This window comes from Brevundimonas vesicularis, from assembly GCF_014204545.1.
Lineage (GTDB): Bacteria > Pseudomonadota > Alphaproteobacteria > Caulobacterales > Caulobacteraceae > Brevundimonas > Brevundimonas vesicularis_B.
In genome coordinates, this window is record NZ_JACHLJ010000002.1 from 253,888 (window position 1) to 275,802 (window position 21,915).

A 21,915-nucleotide genomic window follows, 5' to 3' on the forward strand; every position below is an offset into this window, starting at 1 on the left:
TGCGGCGAACGGATTGCGCCGTATCCCGCCTTTTGCAGACCGATCGCCCCATGTACGAAACGCCCGAACTCGAAACCGACGTCCTGGTCCGCTCCAGCGCCATCCGCATCCATGAGGCGGAAGACTTCGAGGGCATGCGCAAGGCCGGCCGTCTGGTCGCCGAAGCGCTGGACATGATCGCGGCGCACGTGAAGCCGGGCGTCCTGACCAGCACGATCGACGATCTGGTGCGCGAGTTCACGCTGGACAACGGCGGCCTGCCCGCCTGCCTGGGCTACAAGGGCTACGAGAAGACCGTCTGCACCTCGATCAACCACGTCGTCTGCCACGGCATTCCCGGCGACCGGGTGCTGAAGGACGGCGACATCGTCAACATCGACCACACCGTGATCGTGGACGGCTGGCACGGCGATTCGAGCCGCATGTATGCGGTGGGCGAGATCAATGCGCGGGCCAAGAAGCTGATCGACGTGACCTATCAGTCGCTTGATCTGGGCCTGGAACAGGTCAAGCCGGGCAACACCTTCGGCGACATCGGCTATGCAATCCAGAAGTTCGTCGAGGCCCAGCGCATGAGCGTGGTGCGCGACTTCTGCGGCCACGGCATCGGCCGCGTCTTCCACGACAGCCCCAACGTCCTGCACTATGGCCGTCGCGGCGAGGGCGCGGTGTTGAAACCCGGCATGTTCTTCACCGTCGAGCCGATGGTGAACCTGGGCAAGCCGCACGTGAAGGTGCTGTCCGATGGCTGGACGGCCGTGACTCGCGACAAGTCCCTGTCGGCCCAGTGCGAGCACACCATCGGGGTGACGGAAGACGGACTGGAAATCTTCACAGCGTCGCCGGCGGGGCTGTTCCGACCGAACTGAACCCTTGATCCTCAGTCGCAATACGCACAGGTTGCGTTGAGCGGGAGGGATCATGCTCGACGACAAGGCGTCCGAAGTCGGGGACAAACCCAAGCCCCGCCACAGCGGTCATCGCGACCGGCTGCGTGAGCGGGCGGCGAAGGGGGGCCTGGGCGCCCTGCCCGACTATGAGCTGCTGGAGCTGCTGTTGTTCCGCAGCGTGCCCTATAAGGACACCAAGCCGCTGGCCAAGGATTTGCTGGCGCGGTTCGGAGGGCTGGAGGGGATCGGGGCGGCCAGCCATGAGGCGATCGAGGATCAGGTGGCGCGGTCGATGGGATACGCCGTCGGCAAGGCGACGCGGGCGGTGGCGCTGGACCTTCAGCTGATCTTCGACGTGACGCGGCGGATCGCGCGCGAACCGACGGCGAAGCGGCCGGTGATCTCGTCCTGGACGGCGCTCCTGGCCTATGTCCGCGTCGCCTTGCAGCACGAGCCGCGCGAGCAGTTCCGGGTGCTGTATCTGGACAAGAAGAACCAGCTGATCCTGGACGAAGTGCAGAACCGCGGCACGGTCGATCATGCGCCGGTCTATCCGCGCGAGGTGGTGCGGCGCGCGCTGGAGCTGTCGGCCAGCGCCCTGATCCTGGTGCACAATCATCCGTCGGGCGATCCGACCCCCAGCCGCGCCGACATCGAGATCACGAAACAGGTTGTGCAGGCCGGCCGCGCCCTTAACGTCGAGGTTCACGACCATCTGGTCGTCGGCCGCGACGGGGTGGCCAGCTTCAAGCAACTGGGCCTGATGTGAACGACAGGATTCTGACGACCGAGCGACTGGTGATGAGCCCCGTCTCGACACAGGATTTCGACGATCTGCTGACGCTGTGGTCCGATGAGGATTTCACCCGCCACATCATGGGCCGGGCGCTGGGGCGCGAAGAGGTCTGGTTCCGGCTGCTGCGCGATCTCGGCCATTGGGCGGCGATGGGCCATGGCAACTGGACGATCCGACTGCGGGACGGCGGGGCGTACCTGGGCAGCGTGGGGGTATTCGACTATCGCCGCGAGCTGGAGCCGCCGTTCGACGCGCCGGAGCTGGGCTGGGGCGTGGCGCCGGAGTTTCAAGGGCGGGGCTATGCGGCCGAGGCGCTGACGGCGGCCCTGGATTGGACCGACCGGAGGCTGGAGGGGCGAACCGTCTGCATGATCTCGCCAGACAATCTGGCCTCGCTGAAGCTGGCGGCGCGGGTCGGTTTTCGTCCCTATGCGACGACGACCTACAAGGATCATCCGGTGCAGTTGTTCGAACGACCCGGCCGCGCGCCGTAGGTCGGCATTAAGGATTATCGGGCAAACTGGCGTCCAACGAAGTGTGAGTGCCCGCCATGCCCATGTCCGTGGAAACGCTGCGCCAGCATCTGGTCGAAGCCTTCGCCGACGCCGAGATCGAGATCGAGGATCTGGCGGGCGACGGCGACCACTATCGCGCGCGGATCGTGTCGAGCGCCTTCGCCGGCCTGTCCCGCGTGCGTCAGCACCAGATGGTCTATGCCGCGCTGAAGGGTCAGATGGGCGGCGAACTGCACGCCCTGGCGCTCGAGACCTCCGCGCCGGCCAAGGAGGGCTGAAGGCCATGCGCTATCGCCCCTTCGGCGTCTCCGGCGCCGCCATCTCCAACCTGACGCTGAGTTTCGGCGCCGATGTGCTGAAGCGCGGGCGCGAGGCCGGGCTGGACCTGCTGTATTCGGCGCTGGAAGCCGGAGTGAACAGCTATCGGCTGGAGACCGCCGACCCGGTGGCGGCCGAGGTGTTGGGCGAGGCCCTGTCGCACGTCGATCGCAAGCTCGTCTACGTCAGCCTGACGCTTGGCGCCGGCGACGGTCGCGACCAGCAGCGGGACTTCTCGGCCCAGGGGATGACAGCGGCCATCGACCGGGTGCTGCACTTCTCGGGCCTGGGCTGGGTCGACGTGGCGGTGTTGCACGAGCCGGGCGAGACCGAACTGGCGCAGTCGTCTCTCAGCGCGCTGAAGGCCATGCGCGCCACGGGGCGGATCAAGCTTTTGGGCATCGCCGGCGGCGGCGACGTGATGGACGCCTATGTGTCGACAGGGGCGTTCGACGCCCTGCTGACGCCGTTCGACATCAACGCCGACTGGAAGATCCGAAACCGCATCCGCTCGGCGCGCGAGCAGGACATGGCGGTCTTGGCCTACGATTTCTACGCGGACCGGCGCGCGCGAGCGCCGGATGCGCCGATCTTCAAAAAGGGGCTGTTCGGCTTCGGCAAGGACAAGCGTCCCGTCGATACGCCCAAGAAGGACGCTTTCGGCTTCCTGTACCGCACCCAGAACTGGACGGCCGAGGCGATCTGCCTGTCCTACGTGCTGACCGATCCGTCGGTGTCCAGCGTGATCGTCACTCCGACCGACACCGATCGGTTGGCGACACTGGCCGCCGCGCCCGAGCGGGACATGCCGCCGGGCCTGGCCGCACAGATCGAGATGGCGCGCGTCGTGGCCAATCAGGCGGCCTGACCGTCCTTCCCGGCTGTGCAGAACGTCGCGGACGCCTTGACCGCGCCCGTTCGGCTCCCTAGCTGACGGGCTTCACGAAAGGCCCTTATCCGTGACCGACACCGCTCAAGCCGCCGATCCCGTCCACGCCTTCATCGGCGAAACCGTCGCCCAGAACGACGTGGTTCTGTTCATGAAGGGCACGCCGGACCAGCCGCGCTGCGGCTTCTCGTCCCTGGCAGTTCAAATCCTAGATCATGTCGGCGCCGGCTTCGTGGGCGTGGACGTACTGCAGGACGAAGCCCTGCGCGAAGGCATCAAGAGCTTCACCGACTGGCCCACCATTCCGCAGCTCTATGTGAAGGGCGAGTTCGTGGGCGGATCGGACATTATCCGTGAGATGTTCCAGGCCGGCGAACTTCAGGCCCTTATGGTCGAGAAGGGCGTGCCGCTCGGCGAGGCCTGATGGCCAGGAAGACCCTCACGCCGCGCGAGGACCGCGAGGTCTTCGTCGTGCCGCTGGACGTGCGGCCCGAGCACATCGACGCCAACGGCCACGTCAACAACGTCGTCTATGTCGGCTGGCTGCAGGATGCGGGCACGGCCCACTGGAATGCGCGCTTCGACGAGGCGACGCGGGCGAAACGGTCGTGGGTCGCGACCCGGCATGAGATCGACTATCTGCGCGGCATCGAGCCGGGCGCCGAGGGCGTGGTCGCACGCACCTGGGTCGGCGATCCGCAGGGACCGCGCTTCACCCGCTATGTCCGCATCGAGGACGCCCAGGGCCGCGTCTGCGCCCAGGGCGTCACCGAATGGGTGCTGGTGGACGCTGCGACCCTGAGGCCGCAGCGCATTCCGCCAGACATGCTGGTCGTGTTCGAGACGCCTACTTCAGCGGATTGAGAATGCGGGCCGCCGTGCCGGGCTCCAGGCCCAGATCGGCATAGGTCCAGCGCAACTCGACGCCGTCCGGGACCAAGGCCTTGCACAGGTCCTGTTTGGTGCGGCGAAGCGTGATCTCGGCCGGCGCGCCGTCCGATACCGACACCTCGAAATCCGACGCCTGGGTGCAGCCGTTGGAATCGACGCGCGCGACCAGGGCGCCGTCGGCGAACCGGGCTTCACGAATGGCCTCGGCCGGCGGGGCGTCGTCGCGGCGCAGGTTCACCGAGACGTTTTCGCCCGCGTCGCTGTCATAGATGACGCACGCCGACAGCAGCGGCGCGACCAGGGCCGCAACCGCCAGACCCGTGATCATCGGGCCCTTGATCAAGCTGCGCATCACTGGCCCGCAGCCGGCGCGGTGATGACGCGCGTGGTCGGCTTTTCGGTCGAGACGATGATGCAGCCCGACAGCAGCGGCGCGGCGATGGCGATGGCGAGAGCGAGACGAAGCATTGGTGTGTTCCCCAGTTGAAGCTTGACCCTTTTGTGCCGCGCGGGCCGGGCGCGCACACGTGAATTATCGGAAAGTTGGGTGAACAATCGGAAAGGATCGGGGTTGAACGTGACCGCAACCGCCATAGCTACAGTCCCCCTCTCCTGCCCCACGGATCGTCTTTCATGAGCCAGCTGTTCTCACCCCGCGCCGTCGGCCCCCTGACGCTGAAAAACCGCGTCGCCATCGCACCCATGTGCCAGTATTCGGCCATCGACGGCGTGCCCCAGCCCTGGCACGTGCAGCATCTGGGACGACTGGCGATCTCCGGCGCGGGACTAGTCATTGTCGAGGCCACGGGGGTCGAGGCGGCGGGACGGATCACGCCCGACGACACCGGCCTGTGGAACGACGCCCAGGAAGAGGCCTTCGCCCAAATCATCCGCGACATCCGCACCTACAGCGACACCCCGATCGGCATCCAGTTGGCCCACGCCGGACGCAAGGCCTCGACCAGCGCCCCGTGGAAGGGTGGCGGCGCCCTGAAGGCTGAAGACGGCGCGTGGGAAACCTTCAGCGCCTCGGCCGAACCATTCAAGGATGACTGGCACACGCCGACTGCCATGACCCCGGCCGACATGGACCGCGTCGTCGCTGCGTTCGAAGACGCCGCGCGGCGGGCGGATCGGGCCGGGTTCGACCTGGTCGAACTGCACGCCGCCCACGGCTATTTGCTGACCCAGTTCCTGTCGCCGGTATCCAACCACCGCACCGACGATTTCGGCGGATCCTATGAGAACCGGGCGCGCTTCCCGCTGCGGGTCGCGCAGGCCCTGCGCGACGCCTGGCCCCGAACCAAGGCGCTGGGCGTGCGCTTCAAGGGCTCGGACTGGGTCGAGGGCGGGATCGCCCTGGACGAGGTGACGGCCTTTGGCCAGACACTGCACGACATGGGCTACGACTATCTGCACCTGACGTCGGGCGGCAACGTCGCGCGCGCCGACATTCCGGGCGGCGAGCCGGGTTATCAGTTGCGGTTCGCCCAGGCCGTGAAGGCAGCGACGCCGCAGGCCAATGTGATGGCCGTCGGCATGATCTTCGATCCGCAGCAGGCCGAGGACATCGTGGCCTCGGGTCAGGCCGACCTGATCGCCATCGCGCGTGCGGCGCTGGACGATCCGAATTGGGCGCACCATGCAGCCGTCGCGCTAGGCGAGGATGAAGGCCTGCCGGCGCAATACGAGCGGGCCGGCAAGAAATATTGGCCGGGCTACGGCAAGGCCGGCTAGGCAGGCGGCCTGATCAGGCCGCCCTCTCCAGCGCGGGATCGACGGCCCACAGAACGCGTGCGGCGGCTTGAACCTCTGCGTCGGCCGTCTTCTGCGGGCGGCCGAGCAGATAGCCCTGGACCTCGTCGCAGCCCTGGTCGCGCAGGAAGGACAGCTGTTCCAGCGTCTCAACGCCCTCGGCCAGGACGGGGATGTGCAGGCTCTCCCCCAAAGCCAGGACGGCGCGAATGATGGCGGCCGACTGAGGTCCGCCGTCCAGTTCGGACATGAAGGAGCGATCCAGCTTGATCTTGTCGAACGGGAAGGCGCGCAGGGTCGATAGCGACGAATAGCCGGTGCCGAAGTCGTCCATGGCGATGGAGACGCCCAGCAGCTTCAGCTGGCGCAGGACATGGGTCGTGCGCTCCATGTCGGTGATCATGGCCGTCTCGGTGATCTCCAGCTCCAGCCGCGACGGCGACAGGCCGGTCTCGACCAACACCTGATGCACCAGGCGCGGCAGGTCGACGTGGCCCAGCTGCACCGGCGACAGGTTGACGGCGATCTTGTGCGGTTCGGTCCAGCTGGCGGCTTCGGCGCAGGCGGTGCGCAGCACCCATTCGCCGATCGGCAGGATCAGGCCGTTTTCTTCGGCCAGAGGAATGAAGTCGGCCGGCGAGATGAAGGTCCCATCCGGCTGGATCCAGCGCAGCAGCACCTCATAGCCGGTGATGTCGCCGGTATCGACGGCGGCCTGAAGTTGCCAGTTCAGGCTGAACTGGCCCTGGTCCAGGGCTTCGCGCATCTGCTGGGCCATGCGACGGCGATTGCGGACCGCCTCGTCCATCTCCTCCTCGTAGAAGCAGACGTCGGTCCCCAGCGAGGCTTTGGCCCGGTACATGGCCAGGTCCGCGTCATTGATCAGGGCGGACGGGTCGTGGGCGTCGTCGGGCCAGATCGCGATGCCAGTGCTGAGACCGCAGGCGACCTCGGCATGGTCCAGCACGACCGGGGCGGTGACGGCGTGGCGCAGGCGCGCGACCAGATCCAGGGCATCATCCTTGTGCTGGATCGGCACGACGGCGACGAACTCGTCCCCGCCCAGGCGTGCGATGAACTCGTCGTGGCGCAGGCAGGCGCGCATCCGTTCGGCGATCTGGATCAGAAGCTGATCGCCGGCGGCATGGCCGTGAACGTCGTTCACCTCCTTGAACCGGTCCAGGTCCATGGCCAAGAGGGCCACCTTGTTCGAAACGGTCAGGTCGGCGGTCTGGCGCGTCAGCCATTCCAGGAAGGACGAACGGTTGGGCAGGCCGGTCAGGCCGTCGTTGCGCGCCAGATGGGCGATGCGACGCTCCTGCGCCTGACGCATGCGCAGATCGCGCACGGCGTAGATCATGACGTGATCCATACCGCAGTCGCGGCGCACGGCGATCTCGACGGGAATGTCCGCCCCGCCTTCGGCGACCAGTTTGGACTGGCTGAGGCCGTTGACCGCCAGATCGGCGACGCCAGAGACCCAGCGCGACAGCGGCTCGCCGACCAGGGCCTGATGCTGGACGCCCGCCAGATCGGCAAAGGCGGCGTTGGCGGCCAGGATGACGCCGTCCTGTTCGACCACCATGCCATCGACGCTGCCCTCGATCAGATGATCCAGGCGCGCCTTGGCCTGAAGCCGGGACTGGACGTCCAAGGCGTGGCTGGCGACGCCGGTGCCCAGCATCATCAATCCCACGGCGGAAACGGCGAAGGCCAGGACCAGATTGGTGGATCCGATAGCGCCCATATCGACCAGCGCGCCGACCGGCACGATCGTCATGGCGGCCATGCCGGTGAAGTGCAGGGCCACGATGCCCAGGACCATCAGCACGACGGGAACGATCTTGCCGGACTGCCGGGCGCGATTGAACGCCAGGGCGCCCAGGAAGACCGCCCCCGCCACCGAGGCGGCGACATAGGCGGCCGACCAGTGGATGACGGCGTCGGTCGCAAAGGCCGCCATGCCGGTATAGTGCATGGCCACCACGGTCAGGCCGAACAGCACGCCGCCGATTTCGGCCGAGGCGCGCATCCCGCGCGAGGCCACCCAAAGCGCCAGCGCGCTGCCGGCGATGGCGACGCCCAGGGACAGGCCGGTCAGCACGGGGCCATAGCTGATGGTGACGCCGGGCTCATAGGCGATCATCGCCACGAAATGGGTGCACCAGATCGTCGCCCCGGTCGCCACCGCACCCATGAAGGCCCAGGCCAGGCGCGTGCCCTTTTCGGCGGCGCGCAGGCGGCGATACAGGCGGAAGGTGATGATCGAACCGATCAGGCATAGGCCGGCGGCCAACGCGACGAGCCAGAGATTGTGGTCGTCGGTCAGGCAGGTGAAGAAGCGCATGAAGCTACAGACCTTGGGGGGACGGTCTGTCGTCGTAACGGACGTTGCTTAATCAGACGCGCTCGAACAGGCTTAACGAAACGCTATGGCCGGTTTCAGGAGCGGGGCATCTGATAGGGGTTGTTGACGCTGACGGGCGAGCCGGGCGTCAGGCCCAGCTCCTCGAACGACCACTTCAGCTCGACGCCCTGGACCAGGTCCTGCTTGCACTTGTCCTCGTCGATGCGGCGCAGGGTGATGACGGCGCTGCCGCCCTGCAGGCTGACGATCGGGATCAGGTCTTCCTTGGCCGTGCAGCCGTTCGAACTGACCCAGAAGACGGCCTGATCCTTGGTGAAGGTGGCGGCATGGATCGGCTCCAGCGCGCCAGGCATTCCCGCGGTGGATACGGTGGGCTCGCCGCGGCTGGCGCAGGCGGCCAGGCCCGCCGATGCGGCGGCGATCAAAGCCAAGCGTTTCATGATGGAGTCGCGCAACTGACGACCTCCCCTGCCTCAAAGCCTGAACTGGCCGAGAATGCGCCTGTTCGCCCTTTGAGGGAACAGGATAAAAAACGAAAGGCCCCGGACGAATCCGAGGCCCTCCAAACTGAACACTTCAAAGGGATCACCACGGGGCTCAAGTAGCCCGAAGGGCGATAGCCCCTTGAAGAAAGCTTCGTAAGCTTCGCTTACGAAGCGTAGTATTCGACGACCAGGTTCGGTTCCATCTTCACGGCGTACGGCACGTCCGACAGTTCCGGCACGCGGACGTAGCGAACCGAGAACGAGCGGTCCGACAGTTCCAGGTAATCCGGCACGTCGCGTTCCGACGACTGCTGGGCTTCGAGCACCAGAGCCATGTTGCGCGACTTCTCCTTCACGGTGACGACGTCTTCCGGCTTCACGCGGTAGGAGGCGATGTCGACCTTCTTGCCGTTGACCAGAACGTGGCCGTGGCTGACGAACTGGCGGGCGGCCCAGACGGTCGGGACGAACTTGGCGCGGTAGACGACGGCGTCCAGACGCGATTCCAGCAGGCCGATCAGGTTTTCCGAGGTGTTGCCCTTGCGACGCGCGGCCTCGTCATAGGTCTTGGCGAACTGCTTCTCGGTGATGTTGCCGTAGTAGCCCTTCAGCTTCTGCTTGGCCTTCAGTTGCAGACCGAAGTCCGAAACCTTGGACTTGCGACGCTGGCCGTGCTGGCCGGGACCGTAAGAACGCTTGTTGACCGGCGACTTGGCGCGGCCCCACAGGTTCTCACCCATGGCCCGGTCGATCTTGTACTTGGCGCTATGGCGCTTGGACATTCTATTCTCTTTTCGACGATACGGCCCGGCATCCCCTGGATTGGGAATGCGATCTCAACGGCGGTCCACGCATCTTCCGTCATTCATCCCGGCCCCGCCGAAGCGGACCCGTGGAAGGCGGCGCTTATGGCCAGCGAGGGCGGCGGAGTCAAGCACAGCGGGCCGTTAAGCACGATGGAATGGAACGATCGCGTCGCCGCACCCTTCCTTCGATGCAACCAATCCACGCATGAGGACAAAGAGGAGTGGAATGCAGCCTGAACCCAAAAGCTTTCAGACCGGCCTGTCCGACGAGGCCATGCAGACGCTGAAGACGCAGCTGGTCGACCTGGTCGAGCCTTTGAGCGACCACCAACTGCTCGATCTCGCCGACGGCATCCACGAGATGCTGCGCCAGCGCCGAATGGTTCGCCAGCACCATGCCGAGCGCATGAACGAACGCACCCGGCATGGCGTGGATCTTCGCATCTAGTCCGTCGCAGCCTAATCCTTTGCGGCCCTAATCCTTTGCGGATTGGGCCTCGGAGATGAACATGGCGCGGCCCTCGCGGGTCGCGACCTTGCCCAGCCCCGGGAACGGGAAGTGATAGGCGTAGATGTGGGCGCCGGAGTTGCGCAGCGCCGTCACCTCGTCCAGCCGCGCCTTCAGGCCTGCCGCTTGATCGTCGTCATAGCCGACCTTCCAGTCCGGATGTTCGACCGACAGGATCCAATGATGCATCAGGTCGCCGGTGTAGAGCAGCTGGTTCTGGCCGTCGGCGATCAGATAGGCGACGTGGCCCGGCGTATGGCCGGCCGTGTCCTGGGACTGGACGCCCGGCGCGACCTCGCCGCCCGGCTCGAAGGCCTGGACCTTGGGGGTGATGATCCGCACCAGATCGGCCAGTTCGGGATTGGCGCGGACAGACGCCCATTCCGCCTGCGACATGCGGATCGCCGCATTGGGGAAGGCCAGTCCGCCATTGCGGATCAGGCCGCCGACGTGGTCCGGGTGGCCGTGCGAGATCAGCACGTCGGTGATCGAGGCCGGATCGACACCCGCCTTTTGCAGGCTGTCCATCAACTGGCCCTTGCCCTCGCCCAGGCCCGTGTCGAACAGCATCGTGCGGGCGCCGTTCTTGACCAGCAGCGGATGGATTTCCAGCATGATCGGATCAGCCGGCTGTCCGGCGGCGGTCAGGGGCGCGGCGACCGCCTGCGGCGTCAGGCCGACGCCGAAGGTCTGGTTGTCGTTCTTGACCGGGTTCTCGCCGTCGAACAGGGCGATGGCGTCCAGCGCGCCGATCTTGAAGCGATAGACGGGCTTCTCGGCTGGGGCGGCGACGGTCTGGGTGGGATTGGGCGGCGCGGGATCGCCGGGCTTCTGCGTATTCTCTTGAGGGTTACAGGCCGCCAACATCAGAGCCGCCAAAGCGGCCCCCGTCATCATCATCCGCATCGCTTCGATCTCCGTTTGCGATGACGCAATCGAAAACGCCCGCCGGAGGTTCCGGCGGGCGTCGTCATCTCTCGATCTCTGGGCTGGACCGGCCTTATTTGGCGGCGGCGTAGAGTTCGTTGACCTTTTTCCAGTTCACCACCGTCCAGAACGACTTCAGATAGTCGGCGCGGCGGTTCTGGTATTTCAGATAGTAGGCGTGCTCCCACACATCGGCGCCCAGAATGACCTCGCCGCGCTCGTCCACGACGTCCATCAGCGGATTGTCCTGGTTCGGGGTCGAGGTGATCTTCAGCTTGCCGTTCTGCACGATCAGCCAAGCCCAGCCCGAACCGAACTGCGCGGCGCCGGCGGCGTTGAAGTCTTCCTTGAACTTGTCCATGCCGCCCAGATCGGCGTCGATGGCGGCAGCGAGTTCAGCCGAGGGTTCGCCGGCCTGGTCGGCCGGGGCCAGCAGCTCCCAGAACAGGCTGTGGTTCCAATGGCCGCCGCCGTTGTTGCGGACGGCCTTGGGCGCGGTGGAGATGCTGGTGAAGATTTCCTCCAGCGACTTGCCCTGCAGACCGGCGTCGGCATCGACGGCCTTGTTCAGGTTGTCGACATAGGTCTGGTGGTGCTTGTCGTGGTGGAAGGTCATCGTCTCCTTGTCGATGGCCGGCTCCAGCGCGTCATAGGCGTAGGGCAGCGGGGGCAGGGTGAAGGCCATGTCAGTCTCCTGAAGACGGTTTGTTCCTGAACCCCATTTAGGGGCTGTGGCGTCTGACCCAAGCGATTTCGTCGGGTTTTTGTTCAGCTTGGCCATTTGCATTGGCCCACAAGGCGCGCGATTGTCCACCCGTCAATCGGAGGCTGTCATGTCGCGTATCAGATTCCTCGCTGTGCTGGCGCTCGCCGTTTCAGCAAGCGGCTGCGCCGGTTTCGAGGCGCTGGACCAGGCCGCGGCGGACATGGCCAGCCAAGCGCCGACCTGCACCCAAAATCCTGCGATCGGCGCGGAAAACTATGGGGGCAGGACCTGCCGCGTCAGTCATACGGTTTGGTCTTCGACGACGACGACCGTCGAGGAGACTGGCAAGGCGCCCGTCACGATCCGCACCGTCACGACGCCGTCGGGGACCACCACCGAGATCGTGCCGACACCCTGACAAGACCAGCTTAAGCGGCTGGCAAGTTCGCCTTCAGGCAATCGCGAACGGCCCGCTTCACATCGCCCGGCGCATTAGGCTCGTCCACGCCCTCGGCCGCAAAGACGGCGCGCACGGCGGCGTCCAGCCCCTTGGGCAGGGCCTCGATCACCCGCTTCTGCCCTTTGGCGTGCAGGCAATAACCCACCTCGCGGCACAGGGCGGAAAACATGGGTTCGTAGGGATCAGAAGCGCTCATGCCGGCCCTGTAGCATCAAGGGAGCAGACGCGACAGCCAGTGCAAAAGGTTCAGGGCGAACTGCTGATCGTCATGACCGGCTGTGTTCAACCCCATGCGAACCGGCTCGCGATCCGGCTGGTCGGGAAAACGCACGACCTGGGCCGTGAGCATCCCCGCCTCTCCCAGCACGACGACCCGCCCCGCGCCAAAGCGCAAAGCCAGACCTTGGGCGGATAAGGCGGGCCGCGACAACTCGGCAAGGACGACGGCTGGATCCTGTCCGGCCCGAAGCTGCGTTCGGATCGTTTGAAAGGCTCCGAGATTGGGAGCCTCTCGCGCATCTGCGCTCATCGCCAGCAATACGGTTGCGTCTGCCGGCCCCGAAAGCGACTGCCCGGTGAAGCTCTTCACGACCGTCAAGCGTTCGCTTTGGTCGCGGCCCTCGATGATCGGATGATCCGCAAGCGCCGGGCGCGGAAAGACCAGATTGGCCGTAACGTCGCCGCCCACGGGCTGGAAGGCGTAACCCGTGCCCATCGCTACCCCGAACCTTGCGGCCAGGGCTTCGGCGGCTGCGCCGTGCGGCGCGTGATCGGCGGCCAGAAGCAACGACCCGCCCTGCTCCACCCAGCGGCTGATCGCCTCGATTTCGGCGTCGTCGAAAGCCGAGGCGCGCGAGCCGTCCGCCGGGCGCGCCGGATTGGAGATGACCAACACCGCCACGCCATCAAGCGCGCCGGGCGCATCGAGACGCCCCCGGCTGGCTTCGATCCGATATCCGTCGGCCCGCATCAGCGCGGCGAAGGCGGCATAACGACCTTCGATCGTCTGCTCGCTGCCGTGGCCCTGATCGACAAGCACGACAGGCCCATCCGTCGCATAGGCCGGCGACGCCACCTTTGGCCGCCAATCCAGATCGCCGACCTGCTCTTGCGCCAAGGCTGGGCCTGCCAGCAGCAGGACTGCGACGGTGATCCAAACCCGGCGTCCCATCTGGCGCCTAGACCTTCAAACGTTCGGCGTGGAAGGCGATGTGGTCGGCGATGAAGCTGGCCATGAAGAAGTAGGAGTGGTCGTAGCCCGGCTGCATCCGCAGGGTGATCTTCTGGCCGGCGGCATCGGCGGCGGTTTGCAGAAGTTCCGGCTTCAGCTGGTCGGTCAGGAAGCTGTCGGCGTCCCCCTGGTCGATCAGGATGTCATCGAAGGCGCCCCCTCCGTCAGGGCTCTTGGCGGCGCCGGCTGCGATCAGCTTGGCGGCGTCGTGTCGGTCCCAGTCGTCGCGGTCGTCTCCGAGGTATGCGGTGAAGGCCTTTTCACCCCAGGCGCACCGTGTCGGCGAGCAGATCGGCGCGAAGGCGGAAACCGAACGGAACAGGTCGGGATGGTTCAACGCCAGGGTCAGGGCGCCGTGGCCGCCCATCGAATGGCCGCTGATCGACCGGACGCCCGTGGTCGCAAACTCGGCGTCGATCAGGGCGATCAGTTCCTCGGTGACATAGGTCTCCATGCGGAAATGCGGCGCCCAGGGCGCCTGTGTCGCATCCAGATAGAAGCCCGCGCCCTGGCCCAGGTCATAGGCGGGATCGTCGGCGACGCCGTCTCCGCGCGGCGAGGTGTCAGGCGCCACGATGATGACGCCATGTTCGGCGGCGGCCTGGTAGGCCCCCGCCTTGGTGGTGAAATTATCCTCGGTGCAGGTCAGGCCCGACAGCCAGATCAGCACCGGGAAAGGCCCCTCCCCGCCCGGAACGAAGACCGATAGCGTCATCGGCGTGCCGGTCGCTGTGCTGTCGTGCTTCAGATAGCGGAGCGTTCCGCCGTGGACAGCGTGCGTCTTGGTGGTTTCCACTCAGTCTGTCTTTCGATGCATGGCGCAGATCTTGTTGCCGGACGGATCGCGCAGATAGGCCAGGATCATGGGGCCGAAGGGGCCCTTGCGTTCGCCGGGCGGGTCCTCGATGGCCCGACCGCCGGCCGCGACGCCCGCGTCGTGGAAGGCCTGGACCATCTCGGGCGTTTTGGCGTGAAAACCGATGGTGCCGCCGTTGGCGTGGCAGGCCGGCTCGCCGTCGATCGGCGCGCCGATCGCAAAGGCGCCCATGCGGGTGCGCCACCAGTAACGGCCCTTGGGGTCCGGCCCCTGGCCCGGCTCGAGGCCCAGGGCGCCGAGCGCCGCATCATAGAACCGGCGCGACGCCTCGATGTCGTTGGCGCCGACGGTGACGTGGGTGAACATGGCGAGCCCTCCTGATCTATGGTCGACAAACGATAGCCATGACCGTCTCTTTTGGCAACGGACCCATCACCACGGGACGGGCCGGCCATCGCGGTCCAGATAATGCAGCCCTGGCCGTCCCTTCTGAGCCAGGATCACCTTGATCAGTTTGGGGATGCTGTCCTCGATCGTATGGGGCGCGTCGGGCCCGCCCAGATCGGTGCGAATCCAGCCCGGCGCCAGCAACAACAGCCCGCGGGGGTCGTCGGCGCGGCGGGCGGCGTAGCCGCGCATCAACATATTCAAGGCCGCCTTGGAGGCGCGATAGGCGTCGACGCCGCCGCCGTTGTTGTTGGCGATGCTACCCTGGCCCGACGACATGACGCCGATCACGCCGCTTGGCGCGACCCGGTCGCCTAGCGCCTCCACCACCTGAAGCGGCGCCCAAGCGTTGGTAGCCATCAGCCGTGTGAAGTCATCCAGCGGCGTATCGGCGATAGAAGCCGGCGCATCGGCCACGCCCGCATTGATGAACAGACAATCGAACCGTCGATCCGACAGCCTCTCTGCAAGCGCCCGCACCTGCTCGCCATCCGTGATGTCCAGCATCTCGATCTCTAGCGTCGGATGGTCCGACGCCAAGGCGTGCAGGGGCGATACGGCGGATCGGGCGGTGGCGACGACCGACCAGTCCATCTCCAGGAAGGCCTCGGCCAAGGCCAGGCCCAGGCCTCGCGACGCCCCGATCAGCAGGATGGAGCCGGGGGCCCGTGCGGCCATGATCAGAACACCACGACGCTGCGGATGCTCTTGCCCTCGTGCATCAGGTCGAAGGCCTTGTTGATGTCGTCCAGGCCGAAGGTGTGGGTGATCATCGGGTCGATCTCGATCTTGCCGTCCATATACCAGTCGACGATCTTGGGCGTGTCGGTGCGGCCGCGCGCACCGCCGAAGGCCGAACCGCGCCAGACGCGGCCGGTCACCAGTTGGAACGGGCGGGTGGCGATTTCCTTGCCGGATTCGGCGACGCCGATGACGACGCTTTCGCCCCAGCCGCGGTGGCAGGCTTCCAGCGCCTGACGCATGACGACGGTGTTGCCGGTGCAGTCGAAGGTGTAGTCCGCGCCGCCGTCGGTCAGCTGGACCAGATGGGCCACCACGTCCGGCACATCCTTGGGATTGACGAAATGGGTCATGCCGAAACGACGGCCCCATTCTTCCTTGTCGCCGTTGATGTCCACGCCAACGATCATGTCGGCCCCGACCATCTTCAGCCCCTGGATGACGTTCAGGCCGATGCCGCCCAGGCCGAAGACGACGCAGTTGGCGCCGGGCTCGACCTTGGCTGTGTTGACTACGGCGCCGACGCCGGTGGTCACGCCGCAACCGACGTAGCAGGCCTTGTCGAAGGGCGCGTCTTTGCGGATTTTCGCCACCGCAATCTCGGGCAGGACGGTGTAGTTCGAGAAGGTCGAGCAGCCCATATAGTGGGCGATGGCCTGACCCTTGTAGCTGAAGCGGCTGGTGCCGTCGGGCATGACGCCCTTGCCCTGAGTGCCGCGAATGGCGGTGCACAGATTGGTCTTGCGGCTCAGGCACGACTTACACTGGCGGCATTCCGGCGTGTACAGCGGGATGACGTGATCGCCGACCGCGACCGAGGTCACGCCCGGCCCCACCTCGACCACCACGCCCGCGCCCTCGTGGCCCAGGATCGAGGGGAAGACGCCCTCGGAGTCCAGGCCGTCCAGCGTGTAGGCGTCGGTGTGGCAGATGCCGGTGGCCTTGATCTCGATCAGCACCTCGCCGTCGCGCGGTCCCTCCAGATCGACCTCGACAATCTCCAACGGACGTTTGGCCTCGAAGGCGACGGCGGCGCGGGTTTTCATGGCGGGGCTCCTGAACGATTCCCTCCTCTTCTAGGGCAGGCGCAGGATGGTATGAAGCCGTCATGTCACACACAAACCTCGTCGTCCTGACCGGTGCCGGGATATCGGCCGAGAGCGGCGTGCCGACGTTTCGGGCGTCGGACGGGCTGTGGTGCGGGCATCGGGTCGAGGATGTGGCGACGCCGGAGGGTTATGCCGCCGATCCGGCGCTGGTGCAGGACTTCTACAATCAGCGGCGGCGGCAGTTGGCCGATGTCCGGCCCAATGCGGCGCACCGGGCGCTGGCGGCGTTGGCGGGGCGGTGGCGGGGCGACTTCCTGCTGGTGACGCAGAACGTCGATGATCTGCACGACCGGGCGCATGAAGAGACGCCGCCGGCCGCCGGTTTCGAGCTGATCCATATGCACGGCGAACTGCTGAAGGGCCGCTGCACCCGGTCGGGCGTGGTGATGGACTGGGCCGGGGACATGGCGGCGGATGAGGCGTCGCCGCATCATCCACAGGGCGTCATGCGGCCGCACATCGTCTGGTTCGGGGAGATGCCGCTTCAGATGGAGCGGATCGAGCGGGCGCTGGAGCGGTGCGACCTGTTCGTGTCCATCGGCACGTCGGGCGCGGTCTATCCGGCGGCGGGGTTCGTGCAGGCGGCGCGGTATGCCGGGGCGCGGACGGTGGAGATCAATCTGGAGCCGACGTCGGGGGCGCGCCTGTTCGACGAAGGCGTTTACGGGCCGGCGACGCAGGCCGCGCCGGCCTTCTTCGACACGCTGTAGAGACGAAAACGGCGGCCGCTGCGAAGGCGGCCGCCGTTCCGGTGTTCGAGGTCGAGGCGGCTTAGGCCAGGACGACGATGGTTACGCGGCGGTTCTGCGAACGGCCCTCGGGCGTGTCGTTCGAGGCCACCGGCTGTTCCTGGCCATAGGAGATGGTGGCCATGCGGTTCAGGGCGACGCCCTGGCGGTTCAGGAAGCGACGCACGGCCTCGGCGCGCTGCTCGCCCAGCTGGTCGTTATGCTCGGGCGTGCCGGTCGAGTCGGTGTAGCCCTGGATTTCCAGATAGACGTTCTTGTTCTCGCCCTGCAGACGCTGGGCGAACTGGGCCAGGCGCTGCTCGGCCTCGGGCGACAGGGCCGCCGCGTCGGTGGGGAATTTCACGGAATCGTCCGACAGCACGACCTGATAGAGGAACTTGCCCTCGGCCAGTTTGTGCGCGTCGTTGGCGCGTTGCAGGGCCTGGCCTGCAGTGCCTTCGACGGTGGTCACGCGGTTGTCGACGACTTCGACCTGATCACGCACGAAACGATGGCTGGCGCAGCCGCTGGCCGCAAAGCCGAGGGCGATGAGGGCGCCGCCGACGACCGCCGTCCTGAGTTTCGATCTGCTCAAGTTTTGTCTCCTTCTTGCCGGGAGCGCCACACCCAGTTCATGCGCAAGATGAAAATGGCGTATGAGACAAGGCGGAGTAATGACGCGCTTTGGGCGGCATCATGTCAGCTTGACCATAAGCAGATCGAATATTCGCGTTATTCTTGCACGAGGATGGAACCATCGCCTCAGTGCAGACGTTGCGCCGCTGACGGCTGATGCCAGAGGGCGGACACGCTCATCTATCGCTGCTCTGCGCCGTCGCGCGGTTGTATTCACGACGACGCCACTTTCCTGACGCGACCGAATGTTTTCAACGGAGCCTGGCGGTTTTTACAGGCGTTTTGTCCCGATGACCATGCGGCGGCGTGTTCAACTCCCATCACGGATAGGCGATTGAGCGCGGCGCGCACACGGCGCTGGGCGCTGGCGGCGACGCCGATCCTGGCCGCGCATCTGGGGCTGGCGCTGCTGATGCACGGCGGTGCGGAGCCGATCGTCGAGACGCCGCAGACGCCGCCGATGATGGTCGAACTGGTCGAGCCGCCCCCGCCGCCTCCGCCGCCGCCCGCGCGCGTGATCGCGCCCGATCTCTCGCCAAAGCCCGACGCGCCGGCCGCCGCCGCCCAGGCGGCCGCGCCGGCCAAGCCCGCGCCCCAGCGGCGACCGCCTGCCGTGGCGGCGGCGCGACCGAGACTGGTGGTCAGCAGACGCCCGCCCGACGTCGAACCCCTGCCCGCCGCGCCCGCCCCGCCGGGTCCGCCCCTGCCCCTGCTGGGCGCGGCCCAGATCGCCGGCGCCATGACGGTCGGCGCAGGTCCGGGCGGCGGCGGCGGATCGGGCGTCGGCGGATCGGGCGGTTCGGGAGGGACCGGCGCGGGTTCAGGCTCGGGCGGCGGGTCGTGCGACATGGTGCGCTGGGTCCAGGACGCGGTGCGCGACGACCAGGCCGTGCGCCGCGCCGTCATCGCCGCATCCCAGGACATGGACGCGAACGGACGCGCCATCCTGGTCTGGAACGGCGACTGGCTGCAAAGCCGCAACCAGGCGGGCAAGGGTCTGGCCGGCGTGCGCCAGGCCATCGCCCTGGAAGTCGCCTTCGCCCCAGCCGAATGCAAGAGCCAGCGCATGACGGGGCTGGCAGTCCTGAAGCTGGAAGACCGCCCCGGCGGCGCGCAACTGGCCCTGGGCAAGGGCAGCTGGCGCTGGTCGGACCTGCTGGGCGCGGGCTGACGCGCCGACGCCCATTCAGACAGTCGCCTGCAAAAACACCGTCTAATTCGTCTAATTCGTCTGATTTCTCCCTCCCCGACTATGCGACGCGTTTCCTGCGGACGAACCGAGACAGGATCGCACGGCTTGGAAGCGTGGGCAGGAAGATGATGCCGGCGGGCGATAGAGGATTGAAAACACGAGACTGACCTCACGCGAATAGGATGGTTGGTCCCAGCCCTTCGTCATCCTGCGGCGAGTGAAGCGAAACTCGAGGATGACGAAAGAAAGAAGGGCGCGCGGTTGCGCTCCTGTTCTCGGACACGCACCTAGCCTGCCATGCCCGTCTCTCCCAACTATCGCCCCGAACCGCGCTTCTTTAACCTAGGCGCGGACTATGCCGATGCGGTTCAGGCCGCGGACTTTCCGAAGACGATCCTTCGGTTTCGCAACGACCGCGCGGCGGCCGAGGTCGGGGTGGAGGGGCTGAGCGAGGCGGAATGGATCGCGGCTTTCGGCCGGTTCGAGCCCCTGCCGGGACAGCCCGGTCCGATCGCCATGCGCTATCACGGGCATCAATTCCGTCACTACAATCCCGATCTGGGCGACGGGCGCGGGTTCCTGGCGGCGCAGATGCGCGACGCCTCGGGTCGGCTGATGGATTTGGGAACGAAGGGCACCGGCCAGACGCCCTGGTCGCGTGGGGGCGATGGACGGCTGACGCTGAAGGGCGGGGTGCGCGAGGTGCTGGCGGCGACGATGCTGGAGGCGCAAGGCGTCCCGACCAGCCGCGCCTTTTCGCTGATCGAGACCGGCGAAGCGTTGGAGCGCGGAGACGAGCCATCGCCGACGCGGTCCGCCGTTCTGGTGCGGCTGTCGCACAGCCATGTGCGGTTCGGGACCTTCCAGCGCGCGGTCTATCTGGGGCGCAAGGACCAGATCGAGGCGCTGATCGAACATGTGCGCAGCCTATATCATCCGGACGTCGCCGCCGGCGATGCGCCCGGCCTGCTGCGGGCTGTCGTCGAGGCCTCCGCGAAACTGACGGCGCGGTGGATCGCGGCCGGCTTCGTGCACGGGGTGCTGAACACCGACAATCTGAACGTCACGGGCGAGAGCTTCGACTATGGCCCCTGGCGGTTCCTGCCTGAATACGACCCGGCCTTCACCGCCGCCTATTTCGACCAGACGGGCCTTTACGCCTTTGCGCGTCAGCCCGAGGCGGTGTTCTGGAACCTGACGCAACTGGCCGGCTGTCTGAAACTGGTCGCCGAGGTCGAGCCGTTGACCGATGCGCTGAACGGCTTCGGTCCCGCCTATATCCGCGAACTGCGCGCCGCGTTCCTGATGCGGCTGGGCGTCAACAGCCTGGGCGAAGCGGCGGATCAGCGGCTGGTCGATACGACGCTGGCCCTGTTGCGGGAGGGCGGCGCGGTGCTGCGGTGGGAGCCGCTGTTCTTCGACTGGTTCGGCGGTTTCGCCTCCTCAGCCCGTGCGCTGTCGGGACCGCGCGCGAAACTGTATCAGGGCGAGGCCTTCGACGCCTTCCGCTTTGCTTTGATGGAACACGAACCGGACCGGATCGAGCGGTTGGAACATCCGATGTTCGCCGCGCGCGACCCGGAGGAGATGCTGATCGAGGAGGTCGAGGCGATCTGGGCCGCCATCGCCGACGCCGACGACTGGGCGCCCTTCCAGGCTAAGCTGGATCGGTTGGAGGCGGCGCGTCTGGCCTGGGGCTTCACGGCCTGACGCCAAACCTTACGAAAGCTTCATCTCGTTTATCGATAATATTCTTGCCCGTTTATCGATAAATCCATATCGATAGTCACCAAGGCGGTCGCGGAGGGCGACCCGAATGGAAGAGCTTTCGAGATGAAACTGATCGGCAAATATTCAATCGCCAGCGCCCTGCGCTGGTGCCTAGGGTTCGCAAACGTTTTCGTCATGCTGGCGACGATCGTCATGGCGATCTGCTTGCTCGGCAGCATCATATCGCCAGACTTCGCAGCAGGCTTCATCGACGGAATGAAGGATCTGGACAGCAGCACGGCCCGCGACCTGCACTGGCCAGAGCGTTTGACGCTGTTGGGCGCCTTCCTGGCCTGCGGCTTCACCTGGTGGATCATCAACCGGCTGCGGCGCATCCTGCTGTCGGTCAATCAGGGCGACGCTTTCGAGTTCGCCAACGTCAAACGTCTGCAAGGCGTCGGTTTGGGCCTGATCGGCATTCAGCTGACGGCGCTGCTGCTGGTCTTCGTCGCCCCGCACAGCATCGGCAAGTCGCCGTCCGACTATGACTTCGATCTGGGGTCCTGGCTGGGCATTCTGGTGGTCTTCATCCTGGCCGAGGTGTTCCGGCAAGGGTCGGCCATGCGCGACGAACAGCTGACCACGGTCTGAGGAGCGCGCGCCATGATCATGATCCAACTGGACCGGCTGCTGCTCGAACGCCGGATGTCCCTGACCGAACTGTCCGACCGCGTCGGCGTCACCCTGGCCAATCTGTCGATCCTGAAGACCGGCAAGGCCCGCGCGGTGCGCTTCTCGACCCTGGACGCCCTGTGCCGCGAACTGGATTGCCAGCCCGGCGACCTGATCGTCCAGACGCCGGGGCCGCAGCCGGAGGGCTGAGGGGCGAGAGCGATGCGAGATCCCAGGCGGGGCGGACGAAATCCGCCCCGCCCTTCCGTTCGTAACAGAAAGTCATCAATCGATGTCATCAGTTGATGTCATCGCATG

The 21,915-nt window shown here is 66.3% G+C and carries 28 protein-coding genes; 15 read left to right on the plus strand and 13 right to left on the minus strand.

The genetic code is table 11. The annotated features are described in order from the left end of the window. Positions 1 to 50: 50 nt before the first annotated feature. The 7 genes from map (at position 51) to HNP47_RS09345 (ending at position 4,272) form a co-directional block, all read left to right on the plus strand. A complete protein-coding gene (gene map / locus HNP47_RS09315; protein ID WP_017504701.1) occupies positions 51 to 869 on the plus strand; it encodes a type I methionyl aminopeptidase in 819 nt (272 codons plus the stop codon). A 52-nt stretch (positions 870 to 921) separates the two neighbouring features. Continuing rightward, positions 922 to 1,659, plus strand: a complete 738-nt coding sequence (radC, locus tag HNP47_RS09320; RefSeq protein WP_137722297.1) for a RadC family protein — start codon at positions 922 to 924, stop codon at positions 1,657 to 1,659. Then, a complete protein-coding gene (locus HNP47_RS09325) occupies positions 1,656 to 2,180 on the plus strand; it encodes a GNAT family N-acetyltransferase (protein WP_184279333.1) in 525 nt (174 codons plus the stop codon). The genes radC and HNP47_RS09325 overlap by 4 nt, the downstream gene beginning before the upstream one ends. A 56-nt stretch (positions 2,181 to 2,236) precedes the next feature. Continuing rightward, complete coding sequence (locus HNP47_RS09330; RefSeq protein WP_184279334.1) at positions 2,237 to 2,479, plus strand: BolA family protein; 243 nt, start codon at positions 2,237 to 2,239, stop codon at positions 2,477 to 2,479. A gap of 5 nt (positions 2,480 to 2,484) precedes the next feature. Then, positions 2,485 to 3,387, plus strand: a complete 903-nt coding sequence (locus tag HNP47_RS09335) for an aldo/keto reductase (protein ID WP_184279335.1) — start codon at positions 2,485 to 2,487, stop codon at positions 3,385 to 3,387. A gap of 91 nt (positions 3,388 to 3,478) precedes the next feature. Next, positions 3,479 to 3,832, plus strand: a complete 354-nt coding sequence (grxD, locus tag HNP47_RS09340) for a Grx4 family monothiol glutaredoxin (RefSeq protein ID WP_017504696.1) — start codon at positions 3,479 to 3,481, stop codon at positions 3,830 to 3,832. Then, on the plus strand, positions 3,832 to 4,272 hold the full coding sequence (locus tag HNP47_RS09345; protein WP_184279336.1) for a thioesterase family protein: 441 nt from the start codon (positions 3,832 to 3,834) through the stop codon (positions 4,270 to 4,272). Before grxD ends, HNP47_RS09345 begins: the two co-directional genes overlap by 1 nt. On the opposite strand, the gene HNP47_RS09350 is transcribed toward HNP47_RS09345, so the two are convergent. Then, positions 4,256 to 4,651: a hypothetical protein gene (locus HNP47_RS09350; protein WP_184279337.1), complete on the minus strand. Its 396-nt coding sequence runs from the start codon at positions 4,649 to 4,651 to the stop codon at positions 4,256 to 4,258. The two genes, HNP47_RS09345 and HNP47_RS09350, sit on opposite strands and share 17 nt — an antisense overlap. 281 nt (positions 4,652 to 4,932) lie before the next feature. On the opposite strand from HNP47_RS09350, the gene HNP47_RS09355 reads away from it, so the two are divergent. Further along, a complete protein-coding gene (locus tag HNP47_RS09355; RefSeq protein WP_184279338.1) occupies positions 4,933 to 6,036 on the plus strand; it encodes an NADH:flavin oxidoreductase/NADH oxidase in 1,104 nt (367 codons plus the stop codon). 13 nt (positions 6,037 to 6,049) lie between these two features. Here HNP47_RS09355 and HNP47_RS09360 read toward each other — a convergent pair whose 3' ends face one another. The 3 genes from HNP47_RS09360 to rpsD form a co-directional block, all read right to left on the minus strand. Beyond that, positions 6,050 to 8,401, minus strand: a complete 2,352-nt coding sequence (locus tag HNP47_RS09360) for a bifunctional diguanylate cyclase/phosphodiesterase (RefSeq protein ID WP_184279339.1) — start codon at positions 8,399 to 8,401, stop codon at positions 6,050 to 6,052. 95 nt (positions 8,402 to 8,496) lie between these two features. Then, complete coding sequence (locus HNP47_RS09365; protein WP_082064339.1) at positions 8,497 to 8,877, minus strand: hypothetical protein; 381 nt, start codon at positions 8,875 to 8,877, stop codon at positions 8,497 to 8,499. Between the two features lie 194 nt (positions 8,878 to 9,071). After that, positions 9,072 to 9,689 carry a 30S ribosomal protein S4 gene (rpsD, locus tag HNP47_RS09370; protein ID WP_055806141.1) on the minus strand — a complete coding sequence of 206 codons (618 nt, stop codon included), beginning with the start codon at positions 9,687 to 9,689 and terminating at the stop codon, positions 9,072 to 9,074. A 250-nt stretch (positions 9,690 to 9,939) separates the two neighbouring features. Here rpsD and HNP47_RS09375 point away from each other — a divergent pair, with 250 nt between their 5' ends. Continuing rightward, positions 9,940 to 10,161, plus strand: a complete 222-nt coding sequence (locus HNP47_RS09375) for a hypothetical protein (protein ID WP_055752899.1) — start codon at positions 9,940 to 9,942, stop codon at positions 10,159 to 10,161. A gap of 27 nt (positions 10,162 to 10,188) precedes the next feature. On the opposite strand, the gene HNP47_RS09380 is transcribed toward HNP47_RS09375, so the two are convergent. After that, positions 10,189 to 11,127, minus strand: a complete 939-nt coding sequence (locus tag HNP47_RS09380; RefSeq protein ID WP_184279340.1) for an MBL fold metallo-hydrolase — start codon at positions 11,125 to 11,127, stop codon at positions 10,189 to 10,191. 94 nt (positions 11,128 to 11,221) lie between these two features. Beyond that, on the minus strand, positions 11,222 to 11,833 hold the full coding sequence (locus tag HNP47_RS09385) for a superoxide dismutase (protein WP_184279341.1): 612 nt from the start codon (positions 11,831 to 11,833) through the stop codon (positions 11,222 to 11,224). A gap of 148 nt (positions 11,834 to 11,981) precedes the next feature. On the opposite strand from HNP47_RS09385, the gene HNP47_RS09390 reads away from it, so the two are divergent. Then, positions 11,982 to 12,272: a hypothetical protein gene (locus HNP47_RS09390; protein WP_184279342.1), complete on the plus strand. Its 291-nt coding sequence runs from the start codon at positions 11,982 to 11,984 to the stop codon at positions 12,270 to 12,272. Between the two features lie 10 nt (positions 12,273 to 12,282). Here the strand turns inward: HNP47_RS09390 and HNP47_RS09395 are convergent, their stop codons facing one another. The 6 genes from HNP47_RS09395 to HNP47_RS09420 all read right to left on the minus strand — a co-directional run bounded on the left by HNP47_RS09395 (position 12,283) and on the right by HNP47_RS09420 (position 16,596). After that, positions 12,283 to 12,510, minus strand: coding sequence for a hypothetical protein (locus tag HNP47_RS09395; protein ID WP_184279343.1), 228 nt, complete (start codon positions 12,508 to 12,510; stop codon positions 12,283 to 12,285). A 15-nt stretch (positions 12,511 to 12,525) separates the two neighbouring features. Then, positions 12,526 to 13,485, minus strand: a complete 960-nt coding sequence (locus tag HNP47_RS09400) for a DUF4350 domain-containing protein (protein WP_184279344.1) — start codon at positions 13,483 to 13,485, stop codon at positions 12,526 to 12,528. 7 nt (positions 13,486 to 13,492) lie between these two features. Beyond that, positions 13,493 to 14,341 carry an S-formylglutathione hydrolase gene (fghA, locus tag HNP47_RS09405; RefSeq protein ID WP_184279345.1) on the minus strand — a complete coding sequence of 283 codons (849 nt, stop codon included), beginning with the start codon at positions 14,339 to 14,341 and terminating at the stop codon, positions 13,493 to 13,495. Beyond that, positions 14,342 to 14,728 carry a VOC family protein gene (locus HNP47_RS09410; protein WP_184279346.1) on the minus strand — a complete coding sequence of 129 codons (387 nt, stop codon included), beginning with the start codon at positions 14,726 to 14,728 and terminating at the stop codon, positions 14,342 to 14,344. A 66-nt stretch (positions 14,729 to 14,794) separates the two neighbouring features. Beyond that, positions 14,795 to 15,487, minus strand: a complete 693-nt coding sequence (locus tag HNP47_RS09415; RefSeq protein WP_184279347.1) for an SDR family NAD(P)-dependent oxidoreductase — start codon at positions 15,485 to 15,487, stop codon at positions 14,795 to 14,797. A 2-nt stretch (positions 15,488 to 15,489) separates the two neighbouring features. Continuing rightward, positions 15,490 to 16,596, minus strand: a complete 1,107-nt coding sequence (locus HNP47_RS09420; protein ID WP_184279348.1) for an S-(hydroxymethyl)glutathione dehydrogenase/class III alcohol dehydrogenase — start codon at positions 16,594 to 16,596, stop codon at positions 15,490 to 15,492. Positions 16,597 to 16,658: 62 nt separating this feature from the next. Between HNP47_RS09420 and HNP47_RS09425 the strand changes: the two genes are divergently transcribed. Next, complete coding sequence (locus HNP47_RS09425; protein WP_184279349.1) at positions 16,659 to 17,369, plus strand: NAD-dependent deacylase; 711 nt, start codon at positions 16,659 to 16,661, stop codon at positions 17,367 to 17,369. A 61-nt stretch (positions 17,370 to 17,430) separates the two neighbouring features. Here the strand turns inward: HNP47_RS09425 and HNP47_RS09430 are convergent, their stop codons facing one another. After that, positions 17,431 to 17,982 carry an OmpA family protein gene (locus HNP47_RS09430; protein ID WP_039244254.1) on the minus strand — a complete coding sequence of 184 codons (552 nt, stop codon included), beginning with the start codon at positions 17,980 to 17,982 and terminating at the stop codon, positions 17,431 to 17,433. Positions 17,983 to 18,357: 375 nt separating this feature from the next. Here HNP47_RS09430 and HNP47_RS09435 point away from each other — a divergent pair, with 375 nt between their 5' ends. The 4 genes from HNP47_RS09435 (at position 18,358) to HNP47_RS09450 (ending at position 21,807) form a co-directional block, all read left to right on the plus strand. After that, positions 18,358 to 19,194, plus strand: a complete 837-nt coding sequence (locus HNP47_RS09435) for a hypothetical protein (protein ID WP_184279350.1) — start codon at positions 18,358 to 18,360, stop codon at positions 19,192 to 19,194. A 318-nt stretch (positions 19,195 to 19,512) separates the two neighbouring features. Next, positions 19,513 to 20,925 (plus strand): protein adenylyltransferase SelO family protein, encoded by a 1,413-nt coding sequence (locus tag HNP47_RS09440; RefSeq protein ID WP_184279351.1) that lies wholly within the window; start codon positions 19,513 to 19,515, stop codon positions 20,923 to 20,925. Positions 20,926 to 21,048: 123 nt separating this feature from the next. Continuing rightward, entirely contained in the window at positions 21,049 to 21,576 is a 528-nt protein-coding gene (locus tag HNP47_RS09445) for a DUF2975 domain-containing protein (RefSeq protein ID WP_184279352.1), read from the plus strand. Positions 21,577 to 21,588: 12 nt separating this feature from the next. Beyond that, a complete protein-coding gene (locus HNP47_RS09450) occupies positions 21,589 to 21,807 on the plus strand; it encodes a helix-turn-helix transcriptional regulator (protein ID WP_184279353.1) in 219 nt (72 codons plus the stop codon). Positions 21,808 to 21,915 lie beyond the last annotated feature (108 nt).

Excerpts from the sequence above, each read along its gene's own strand:
- map (WP_017504701.1), top strand. The coding sequence starts at position 51 with ATGTACGAAACGCCCGAACTCGAAACCGACGTCCTGGTCCGCTCCAGC.
- radC (WP_137722297.1), top strand. The coding sequence starts at position 922 with ATGCTCGACGACAAGGCGTCCGAAGTCGGGGACAAACCCAAGCCCCGC.
- HNP47_RS09330 (WP_184279334.1), top strand. The coding sequence starts at position 2,237 with ATGCCCATGTCCGTGGAAACGCTGCGCCAGCATCTGGTCGAAGCCTTC.
- HNP47_RS09335 (WP_184279335.1), top strand. The coding sequence starts at position 2,485 with ATGCGCTATCGCCCCTTCGGCGTCTCCGGCGCCGCCATCTCCAACCTG.
- HNP47_RS09345 (WP_184279336.1), top strand. The coding sequence starts at position 3,832 with ATGGCCAGGAAGACCCTCACGCCGCGCGAGGACCGCGAGGTCTTCGTC.
- HNP47_RS09350 (WP_184279337.1), bottom strand. The coding sequence starts at position 4,651 with ATGCGCAGCTTGATCAAGGGCCCGATGATCACGGGTCTGGCGGTTGCG.
- HNP47_RS09355 (WP_184279338.1), top strand. The coding sequence starts at position 4,933 with ATGAGCCAGCTGTTCTCACCCCGCGCCGTCGGCCCCCTGACGCTGAAA.
- HNP47_RS09360 (WP_184279339.1), bottom strand. The coding sequence starts at position 8,401 with ATGCGCTTCTTCACCTGCCTGACCGACGACCACAATCTCTGGCTCGTC.
- rpsD (WP_055806141.1), bottom strand. The coding sequence starts at position 9,689 with ATGTCCAAGCGCCATAGCGCCAAGTACAAGATCGACCGGGCCATGGGT.
- HNP47_RS09375 (WP_055752899.1), top strand. The coding sequence starts at position 9,940 with ATGCAGCCTGAACCCAAAAGCTTTCAGACCGGCCTGTCCGACGAGGCC.
- HNP47_RS09380 (WP_184279340.1), bottom strand. The coding sequence starts at position 11,127 with ATGCGGATGATGATGACGGGGGCCGCTTTGGCGGCTCTGATGTTGGCG.
- HNP47_RS09385 (WP_184279341.1), bottom strand. The coding sequence starts at position 11,833 with ATGGCCTTCACCCTGCCCCCGCTGCCCTACGCCTATGACGCGCTGGAG.
- HNP47_RS09390 (WP_184279342.1), top strand. The coding sequence starts at position 11,982 with ATGTCGCGTATCAGATTCCTCGCTGTGCTGGCGCTCGCCGTTTCAGCA.
- HNP47_RS09395 (WP_184279343.1), bottom strand. The coding sequence starts at position 12,510 with ATGAGCGCTTCTGATCCCTACGAACCCATGTTTTCCGCCCTGTGCCGC.
- HNP47_RS09400 (WP_184279344.1), bottom strand. The coding sequence starts at position 13,485 with ATGGGACGCCGGGTTTGGATCACCGTCGCAGTCCTGCTGCTGGCAGGC.
- HNP47_RS09410 (WP_184279346.1), bottom strand. The coding sequence starts at position 14,728 with ATGTTCACCCACGTCACCGTCGGCGCCAACGACATCGAGGCGTCGCGC.
- HNP47_RS09415 (WP_184279347.1), bottom strand. The coding sequence starts at position 15,487 with ATGGCCGCACGGGCCCCCGGCTCCATCCTGCTGATCGGGGCGTCGCGA.
- HNP47_RS09420 (WP_184279348.1), bottom strand. The coding sequence starts at position 16,596 with ATGAAAACCCGCGCCGCCGTCGCCTTCGAGGCCAAACGTCCGTTGGAG.
- HNP47_RS09425 (WP_184279349.1), top strand. The coding sequence starts at position 16,659 with ATGTCACACACAAACCTCGTCGTCCTGACCGGTGCCGGGATATCGGCC.
- HNP47_RS09440 (WP_184279351.1), top strand. The coding sequence starts at position 19,513 with ATGCCCGTCTCTCCCAACTATCGCCCCGAACCGCGCTTCTTTAACCTA.
- HNP47_RS09445 (WP_184279352.1), top strand. The coding sequence starts at position 21,049 with ATGAAACTGATCGGCAAATATTCAATCGCCAGCGCCCTGCGCTGGTGC.
- HNP47_RS09450 (WP_184279353.1), top strand. The coding sequence starts at position 21,589 with ATGATCATGATCCAACTGGACCGGCTGCTGCTCGAACGCCGGATGTCC.